At 61.1% G+C, this 7655-nt stretch carries 8 protein-coding genes and 3 pseudogenes; 7 read left to right on the forward strand and 4 right to left on the reverse strand.

Features of this window, described 5'->3' with window-relative positions:
- Nucleotides 1-113: 113 nt before the first annotated feature.
- Nucleotides 114-1001, reverse strand: a complete 888-nt coding sequence (locus E7T06_RS15280; RefSeq protein ID WP_136366639.1) for a hypothetical protein — start codon at nucleotides 999-1001, stop codon at nucleotides 114-116.
- A gap of 185 nt (nucleotides 1002-1186) precedes the next feature.
- Entirely contained in the window at nucleotides 1187-1879 is a 693-nt protein-coding gene (locus E7T06_RS15285) for a hypothetical protein (protein ID WP_136366640.1), read from the reverse strand.
- A 142-nt stretch (nucleotides 1880-2021) separates the two neighbouring features.
- Here E7T06_RS15285 and E7T06_RS15290 point away from each other — a divergent pair, with 142 nt between their 5' ends.
- From E7T06_RS15290 to E7T06_RS22100, 7 genes and pseudogenes are all read left to right on the forward strand, one after another.
- Nucleotides 2022-2255 carry a hypothetical protein gene (locus tag E7T06_RS15290; RefSeq protein WP_136366641.1) on the forward strand — a complete coding sequence of 78 codons (234 nt, stop codon included), beginning with the start codon at nucleotides 2022-2024 and terminating at the stop codon, nucleotides 2253-2255.
- A 158-nt stretch (nucleotides 2256-2413) separates the two neighbouring features.
- The gene (locus tag E7T06_RS15295; protein WP_136366642.1) at nucleotides 2414-3550 is read left to right on the forward strand and encodes a 3-oxoacyl-[acyl-carrier-protein] synthase III C-terminal domain-containing protein; all 1137 of its coding nucleotides are present in this window, start codon (nucleotides 2414-2416) and stop codon (nucleotides 3548-3550) included.
- A 14-nt stretch (nucleotides 3551-3564) separates the two neighbouring features.
- Nucleotides 3565-4296: a class I SAM-dependent methyltransferase gene (locus tag E7T06_RS15300; RefSeq protein ID WP_240741096.1), complete on the forward strand. Its 732-nt coding sequence runs from the start codon at nucleotides 3565-3567 to the stop codon at nucleotides 4294-4296.
- A complete protein-coding gene (locus E7T06_RS15305) occupies nucleotides 4289-5416 on the forward strand; it encodes an NAD(P)/FAD-dependent oxidoreductase (protein WP_136366643.1) in 1128 nt (375 codons plus the stop codon). The genes E7T06_RS15300 and E7T06_RS15305 overlap by 8 nt, the downstream gene beginning before the upstream one ends.
- Nucleotides 5417-5570: 154 nt before the next feature.
- Nucleotides 5571-6260, forward strand: a complete 690-nt coding sequence (locus tag E7T06_RS15310) for an acetyltransferase (protein WP_136366644.1) — start codon at nucleotides 5571-5573, stop codon at nucleotides 6258-6260.
- A 133-nt stretch (nucleotides 6261-6393) separates the two neighbouring features.
- Nucleotides 6394-6579 (forward strand): hypothetical protein, encoded by a 186-nt coding sequence (locus tag E7T06_RS15315; protein WP_136366645.1) that lies wholly within the window; start codon nucleotides 6394-6396, stop codon nucleotides 6577-6579.
- Nucleotides 6560-6841, forward strand: a pseudogene (locus E7T06_RS22100) (glutathionylspermidine synthase family protein); the annotation flags it as partial. The gene E7T06_RS15315 and the pseudogene E7T06_RS22100, both read left to right, overlap by 20 nt.
- 33 nt (nucleotides 6842-6874) lie before the next feature.
- On the opposite strand, the pseudogene E7T06_RS21885 reads toward E7T06_RS22100, so the two are convergent.
- Nucleotides 6875-7103 (reverse strand): annotated as a pseudogene (locus tag E7T06_RS21885) (integrase core domain-containing protein); the annotation flags it as partial.
- Between the two features lie 58 nt (nucleotides 7104-7161).
- A pseudogene (locus E7T06_RS21890) lies at nucleotides 7162-7655 on the reverse strand (IS3 family transposase); the annotation flags it as partial.

The raw sequence follows: 7655 nt of genomic DNA on the forward strand, positions 1-7655 counted from the left end.
TCCGGCCCGTCACGCAAGGCAGAGGGTGGGGCAAACAGGCTTTTCCCCGTTTGCCCCACCCTGACGCCTGCAAGTTTCTTAAAAACATTTCTCTCAGGCAATCTGGTCTGGACTTACTTGTCTACCGAGTAGTTCCAAGTCAGCGCCGTGCCTGCCGTGCCGCCCGCAAACAGTTTGGAAAATGGGGTGGCCGTCAGGCGGTGATCGCCGGGCGCGAAGACCGTGCCGCCACAAGCGTAGTAATTGCCTTTCTTGCCTGAGCTGTCGCGTCCATCTACGCACAGGGCAAAGGGCGCTTCGTTTTCCAGTACCGTTTTGCCGTCACGCACGAAGCGCACGCTGCCCACACCTGCCGACACGTTGGCCCGCACATTGAGGTTGCGGGGCAGGGCAGACAGTTTCAGACGCGCTCCGGCAGGAATGGGATCGTAGCCGGGCACAGGGCGGTCGGTATCGGCATTGATCAGGGTCAGGCTGGTGACGGCAAGCGCAGGGGCCGCCGCCTTGACCACCGTCAGATTGACCCGAACCGTTGGGCCAGCCGCGCCGTTGCCGTTCCCAGAGGCGTAAGTCGTGACGCTGAGTTGGCGGTTGCCGGGGGCGAGCACATTTGGAGCGCAGGCCGAAAAGTCGCCGCCACTGTTGCCGCATAGGGCGTAGGGGCCAGTGCTCTCGGTGCGGAAATTGCCTTGTCCATCCAGCCCGAAGCGCACGCTGCCCACTTTGCCCGCCGTATTGGCCCGCACATTCAGGCGCGGCGGCAACTTGGACAGGTCGAGGGTGGCGTTCGGCGCAATCGGATCGTAGCCGGGGACAGGGCGGTTGGTGTCGGCATCAATCAGGGTGAGGCTCAGCACGGTGGGGTTGACCACGATGGACTGGGTCTGCACTTGGGCGGCAGCCAGCGGCACCAGACTTCCTAGAGTCAAGAGCGCCAACGCTGGACGAACCGACCTTGAACGGGCCAACCGCGAAGAACGAGCAAAAATAACTTCAGACATAGCACTCCTTGTAGGGGAAACGCGGGAGGCCGCACGAAAGGAGGGCCGCCGCACGGTGAGAGACTTCCCCCTAACCGCAAAGGTTCTCCCCGGTGTACCGTCCCTGCATGACGCCGTGCTGATTAAGCATCACAGCTTTTTCTTAATATCGATAAGCCATTTTTAATGACTGCCCTGAGAGAAACTTAGATTTTTGAAGATGTCAACGCAACTTGACCGCGTTTGTACAAGGAAGCCAGCACGCCTGCCGAAACAAGCATCACGGCCAATGCTCCGGCCAGCAGCCTCCAGCGCAGCGGCCCCGGCTGGGTCAGGCGCTCTAGGAAGGTGGGGTTGTCGCGCCGCCAAAGGGCCGTCAGGTCACGGGCCTGCTCTTCGCCCCAGTCGGTTACCACGGCTTCAACGGGCCGCCGCGTGCCTGTTTCCGAATACAGGTCAGACCAACCGGAGCTGAAGCCGCGCCGCTGGCCGGACTGGGTGGCCCCCGCCGCGTTGACCCGCAGCAGCACGGTGTAACTATAGGTGGCTTGGCCATACCCGATGTAACTGCTTGGGTCGAGATAGCGCACGCTGGCTTGCAACTGCGTGTACCCCACCTGCCCAGCACACGAGGGCCGCCGCTCGGAGCGTACCCGGTCTTGTTCGAGAGCGGTGGTCAGGCGTTGCGTCAGGGCCGCCGTGAGCTGTGCCCGTGCTGAGGCGGCGCGGCCCTCTGGCACGGCTTCCAAGTCCACTTGTACCGTCTGCGGGTCTAGGCATAAGGTGACGCCGCCCAAGTTGGAGTTGGCTTCGCCATGTGCGCCCGCACTGCCCAGCCAGAGGGTCACCATGAGCCATAGCACAGGGCGCAAAGAGGCGAGGCGAATAGAACGGTGCATCTGCTCAAAGCTTAGCGGAAGGCAACTGGAGTGACGGGGAAGCAGGCCTGCAAAGTGTTCAACCATCAACACCCGGCTCCCCCCCACTAAACACTGTGTCACACGTAACAAAGCTGAGCGGAAATGCGGGCCAGCATAACGGGTGTCCGTCCTACAAGCCAAAAGGTGGCTGGTCGCGCTGCGTTGGGCAGATGGCGAGCGGTCAACTGTGGTGTACGAGGGGCCGCTGTGGGTGGGCAAAGTGACCCAAGCGGTGCATGTGTTGGCTCAGGCCGAACACCGCCGACGCCGACAGGCCGAGCCGGAATTGCCCGCCCAGTTGGAATACGAGATTCGTTCCTTCAAGCCTGCCCAAGACAGCAGTGAAGGGGCGTAATCGTCATTCGGCAGGCAGCAGCAAGGCTAAGAGCCGACTTCTAAATTTCCCTTGATTCAAGCTTAACAGTCCTGCTTTCCGGGTCTCTTGGGCAAAAAAACCAACGTAACCTCAACAAAGGCGACAAAGCCGATCAGGTTGCCACTCTAGCCTGCGTTATGTCTGTCTTTCTTCATGCCATCGAAACGGCGGTCCCTCCGCACGTGTATCCGCAATCGGTGATTCGGGATGTTCTGAAGGCCCAGCCGGAGCTTGACCGTTTGGGCCAGCGCATTATCGGCACCATTTTCAATGCGTCGGGCATCGACCAGCGGCACAGCGCCATCGGGGAGTTCAAACGCAGCGCCGACGAGCCTGCGGGCGTGTTCTATGACCCGGCCACCCACCGGATGCTGAAGCCCAGCACCGGCACCCGCAACGCGTTTTATATCGTGGAGGCCAGCAAACTGTTCGTGCAGGCCGCGCGGCAGGTCATGGCGGCCAGCCCCAGCATTTTGCCCGCCGACATCACCCATGTGGTCACGGTATCCTGCACGGGCTTTTTTGCCCCTGGCCCCGATTACGCGGTGGTGCGGGCGCTGGGACTGCGGCCCGACGTGCAGCGCTTCCACGTCGGGTTTATGGGCTGCTACGCGGCCTTTCCGGCCCTGAAGATGGCCAAGGCGTTTTGCGAAGCCGATAAGGACGCGGTGGTGTTGGTGGTCAGTGCCGAGCTGTGTACCCTGCATATGCACGCCTCCAACGACCCCGATACCCTCATCGCCAGTTCAGTGTTTGCCGATGGAGCCGCCGCCGCGTTGGTCAGTGCGCGGCGGCCCAGCCCCGGCACACCGGTGCTGAGGATGGATCACTTTGAAACCACGCTGACGCCTGCTGGAGTGGGCGAGGCGGACATGGCGTGGACGATTGGCGACCTCGGCTACGACATGGTGCTGAGTACGTACGTACCGTCGATCATCGAAACGCATATCTCGGGCGCACTGGTGCCGCTGCTGGCACGGGAGGCCGGGTTGGCCGACGCCGCGCACCGCGATATAGAACACTGGGCCATTCACCCCGGCGGGCGCAGCATTTTGGACAAGGTAGAAACTGCCCTAAGCCTGACGCCCGAACAACTTCAGCCCTCGCGGGACGTGCTGCGCGAGTACGGCAATATGAGCAGCGCCACCGTGCTGTTTATTCTGCGGAGCCTGCTTCACAGCGCCCACGACGACGAGCGGGTCTGCGCGATGGCTTTCGGGCCGGGACTGACGGTGGAATCGGGCTTGCTGACCAAACTCTCGGGGCTGGATTAAGTTGGCGGTCAGTCGTGAAAGCTGAGAGCATAAACCTTAAGCCTACTGGCCTAAATTTTGGCCGCCGCGCCACCGAACTCACCGAACGCATGGACGAGCCGGACTGCGACCTTGCCACGCTGCACCGCACCTACGCGCAGTTTGCCTTCGTGAACGCGCTGGTGTCGGGCTGGCGTCAGGTGTATGTGAAACAGTTGCGGCCTCATTTGGCGCGGCTGCACAGCGCAACCCTCCTGGACATCGGTTCGGGCGGCGGCGATGTGCCCAGAAAACTGGCGCAGTGGGCTGCCCAAGACGGGTTCCGGTTGCACATCACGGCCATAGATGCCGATGCGCGGGCGGTGACGTATGCCTCCAGCCTGCCGCCTCAAGCTGGGCTAAGTTTTCGGCAAGCGTTCAGCGGCGACCTCGTGAAGGAAGAGCAGCGCTTCGACTTTATTACCTCCAACCACTTGCTGCATCACCTGACCGCGCCCGAACTGGCCGCTCTGCTGGACGACTCCGAGCGGCTGTGCCGGGTGGCCGTCATTCACAGCGACCTAGAGCGCAGCGCCTTCGCTTACGCGGCGTTCGGGTTGGGCATCAGCCCTTGGTTCCGGCGCTCCTTTATTCGCGAAGACGGGCTGCTGTCTATCCGGCGCAGCTTTACGGCCCCCGAGTTGGCGCAGCTCGCGCCGCAGGGCTGGCAGGTGCAGCGGCAATGGCCTTACCGCAACCTGCTGATGTACAGGGCCGCCCATGCTTGACGTGCTGATCGTAGGCGGCGGCCCAGTGGGGTTGTTTTTGGGCTGCTTGCTGGCGTCGCGTGGCCTCACGTTCCGGGTGTTGGAACGCCGCGCCGAGGCCGGGGCACACTCGCGGGCCATCGGCATTCATCCCCCCGCGCTAGAGGCATTTGAGACGCTGGGCATCGCCTCTCCCCTGCTGGCGGCGGGCGTGCGGATCACCAGCGGCTTGGTGCGCGGCGAGCGCGGCGCGGTGCTGGGAGAACTGGAATTCGGCTCGGTCTCGGCCCGCTTCCCCTTTATTTTGTCGCTTCCTCAGCAGCGTACCGAGCAGATCTTGGAAGCAGAACTGGAGCGGCTGGCCCCCGGCACCTTGCAGCGGGGAGCAGAGGTAAAAGCCGTGCAGGACGTTGGCCCACACGTGACCGTGACGTATGAACAGCGGGGGCAGACGCACAAGGCGCAGGCCCGCTACGTGGTCGGCGCGGACGGGTGCCGCAGCCTGATGCGTGGGCTGGCCCAGATTCCCTATCCGGGGGCCACTTACGCCGACAAGTACCTGATGGGCGATTTCCCCGATACCACCGCATTTGGGGGGGCGGCGGTGATCGGGCTGCACGCGGGCGGGGTGCTGGAATCTTTTCCCTTGCCGGGTGGCCTGCGGCGCTGGGTGGCCCGCACCGATACGCTGCACGCTTCGCCAGTGGCCGCTGACCTGACTGCCCTCGTGCAGCAGCGCAACGGGCATCACCTGCCGAGTGGCGAATGCTCCATGCTCAGCGCCTTCGAAGTGCGCCACCACCTAGCCGCCCAGATGGTGCGGGGCCGCCTGATCTTGATCGGAGACGCCGCCCACGAGGTCAGCCCGATTGGTGGGCAAGGCATGAATCTGGGCTGGTTGGACGCAGCCGCATTGGCGGACGTATGGGGCAACGGCGCGTCGGCAAGAGCGTTGGCAAGCTTTGAGCGTGAGCGCAGGCGAGCCGCCCAAATGGCCACACGGCAGGCCGAAATCAATATGTTCTTTGGCCGCCCAGCAGAAACAGTGGGCCAGCGCAGGCGCGAATGGCTGGTACGTGGGCTGCTGGCGTCCGGCGCAGGGCCGCTGATGGCAAAGGCATTTACGATGCGCTGGCTGTAAAACTATTGACTGAGCTATTGTCCATTTGCAGAAGTTAAGCTTTTGACAATTGTCGCCATAACCGAGTCGGGAAGTCACACCTGATTTTTCCGGAGGAGGCACTGATGGCGGTCAGCGGGTCCTAAAGAACTGGTTTGTCTGGTAGCTTACGGGTATGAATTCAGGCAGCGAGATTCGCACACACCGTTTGGTTATTGTCGGTACGGGAGGTCTGGCCCGAGAGCTGCACGAGGTTATTGAGGACATGAATGATAATTCCTCGGTGGAGAAATGGGAGATGGTTGGTTGGCTCGACAGCAACCCGGAAGTCCACCACACCAAAGTGCATGACCTTCCCGTATTGGGAGGGGTGGAGTGGCTACGTGATCACCCCGATGTGGAAGTTGTCATCGGAATTGGCGCACCACCAACCCGGCGCAAGGTGGTACAAGCCATTGAAGCGCTGGGCCACCGCAGCTTTGCTACATTGATTCATCCAACGGCTGTAATAGGAAGACGGGCACAGATTGGGGAAGGCAGCATCATTTGTGCTAATGTAACAACTACTACAGATTATCAGATTGGGCGATTCGTGCTGATCAATATTATGGCTACAGTGGCACATGACGATGTCCTTCACGACTTCGTAACAATCGCTCCATCCGTGGTAATCAGCGGCAATGTCGTTATCGGTGAGGGCGTTGATGTGGGAACCAACGCAACTATCAATCAGGGCATTGAGCTCGGTGAGTGGACCATCATCGGGTCTGGAACAGTTATCACCAAAAACATTCCTGCAAACGTGACCGCCGTGGGAGTCCCAGCAAAAACCATTAAGGAACGCCCCAAAGGATGGCATCTTTAGAATGCTCGTCATCGCTGCTTCTCTCGCTGCCACCCAAACCGGTGAGGTCACCACTTCTGCCGCTGCCATCACCCGCCTGATGGGGGTCGAACAACCCTAAGTCAACTGGTTCGCACCCAAATTCTTGGCGCAGATGCCGTTTGAAACCATCGCCGCGCAACTGGCTGGAATTCGGCAAGCATGTGGGGCATTTGTGCGTCTAGACACGGCGCAGGGGCAACCGCTAGCCGTGTTTGAGCGCGGCACGCTAGCGCGTGACCTGCCCGGCCCGGCCACACTGGCCCGAGCGGTTCTCCAGCATGAGCGTAACCCGGTTTGACGCCACTGCGGAGCATCCGGTGACATACTGGATGGAAACCGCTGCCTACGCCATGATCTCGGCCCAGATCCGCACGCTTCAGGCGGCCAGTCAGGAACTGACCGATCTGGCGCTCGCCGCCACAGGCCACGCCATCGAACACCGCCGCCTGATGGAACTGGGGATTCCGGCCTGTTTGCACGGCGCGGTGCAGGCTTCTTGGGACCGTGACGATCCGAGCGTGTACGTGCGCCTCGACCTGGCCTACAGCGGAGAGGGCCAACCGAAACTGATCTGTCAAGGGTTTGGTGGGGGCTCAGTTCGGGATGGGGGCCTGCTCCTCGAAAGCCACTGGGGATCGGTAGCCCAACGCGGAGTGACGACGGCGACGGTTGTAGAACACATCAGGTCCACTCAAAGATCTCTGTTCGTGTCTGGGTACGACCCCACTGCGGTTCGCTCAGCCCCATCTCCGTCTTCAAAGTCGCAAAAAAGCTCTCTTGAACAGCATTGTCCCAACATTCTCCTTTCTCGCTCATGCTCTGAACAGCGTGTAGTCTGTCCTGGGCCTCACCCGATTTCACGTAGGTCTGGTTAAGCCACTCAAGCCTGCCTCTCCGCCTCAACGGGTGTCAAGTAGGCAAGGGTCAAATGAAGCCGTTTGCGGTTGTCGTAGACCTCGACATACTCAAACATCTCTTCTCTGGCCTGTTGGCGAGTCGCGTAAACTTGTCCATCAACCAACTCCCGCTTTAAGGGAGCGAAAAAGCTTTCTGACACGGCATTGTCCCAACATTCTCCTTTGCCGCTCATGCTGCACACCATGTGGTGTGCAGCGAGTTGTGCTTGACAGATGCCACTGGTGTACTGGCTCCCCGATCACTGTGGTGGATCAGTCCCGGAGAGGGGGAGCGCTGCCCCAAGGCCATCTAAAGAGCTCTGAGTGGGAGTTCTGCGGGCATGGAGGCGTCCATCGTCCAGCCGACGATCCGCTGGGCAGACAAGTCGATGGTGATGGCGAGGTAGAGCCAGCCTTCTTTGGTCGGAATGGAAGTGATGTCTGAAGTCCACACCTGATTGGGCTGTTGGGGTGAAAA

This window comes from Deinococcus sp. Arct2-2, from assembly GCF_004801315.1.
Classification (GTDB): domain Bacteria; phylum Deinococcota; class Deinococci; order Deinococcales; family Deinococcaceae; genus Deinococcus.

Coding starts and splice junctions, on each gene's coding strand:
- E7T06_RS15280 (WP_136366639.1), bottom strand. CDS start 1,001: ATGTCTGAAGTTATTTTTGCTCGTTCTTCGCGGTTGGCCCGTTCAAGG.
- E7T06_RS15285 (WP_136366640.1), bottom strand. CDS start 1,879: ATGCACCGTTCTATTCGCCTCGCCTCTTTGCGCCCTGTGCTATGGCTC.
- E7T06_RS15295 (WP_136366642.1), top strand. CDS start 2,414: ATGTCTGTCTTTCTTCATGCCATCGAAACGGCGGTCCCTCCGCACGTG.
- E7T06_RS15305 (WP_136366643.1), top strand. CDS start 4,289: ATGCTTGACGTGCTGATCGTAGGCGGCGGCCCAGTGGGGTTGTTTTTG.
- E7T06_RS15310 (WP_136366644.1), top strand. CDS start 5,571: ATGAATTCAGGCAGCGAGATTCGCACACACCGTTTGGTTATTGTCGGT.
- E7T06_RS15315 (WP_136366645.1), top strand. CDS start 6,394: ATGCCGTTTGAAACCATCGCCGCGCAACTGGCTGGAATTCGGCAAGCA.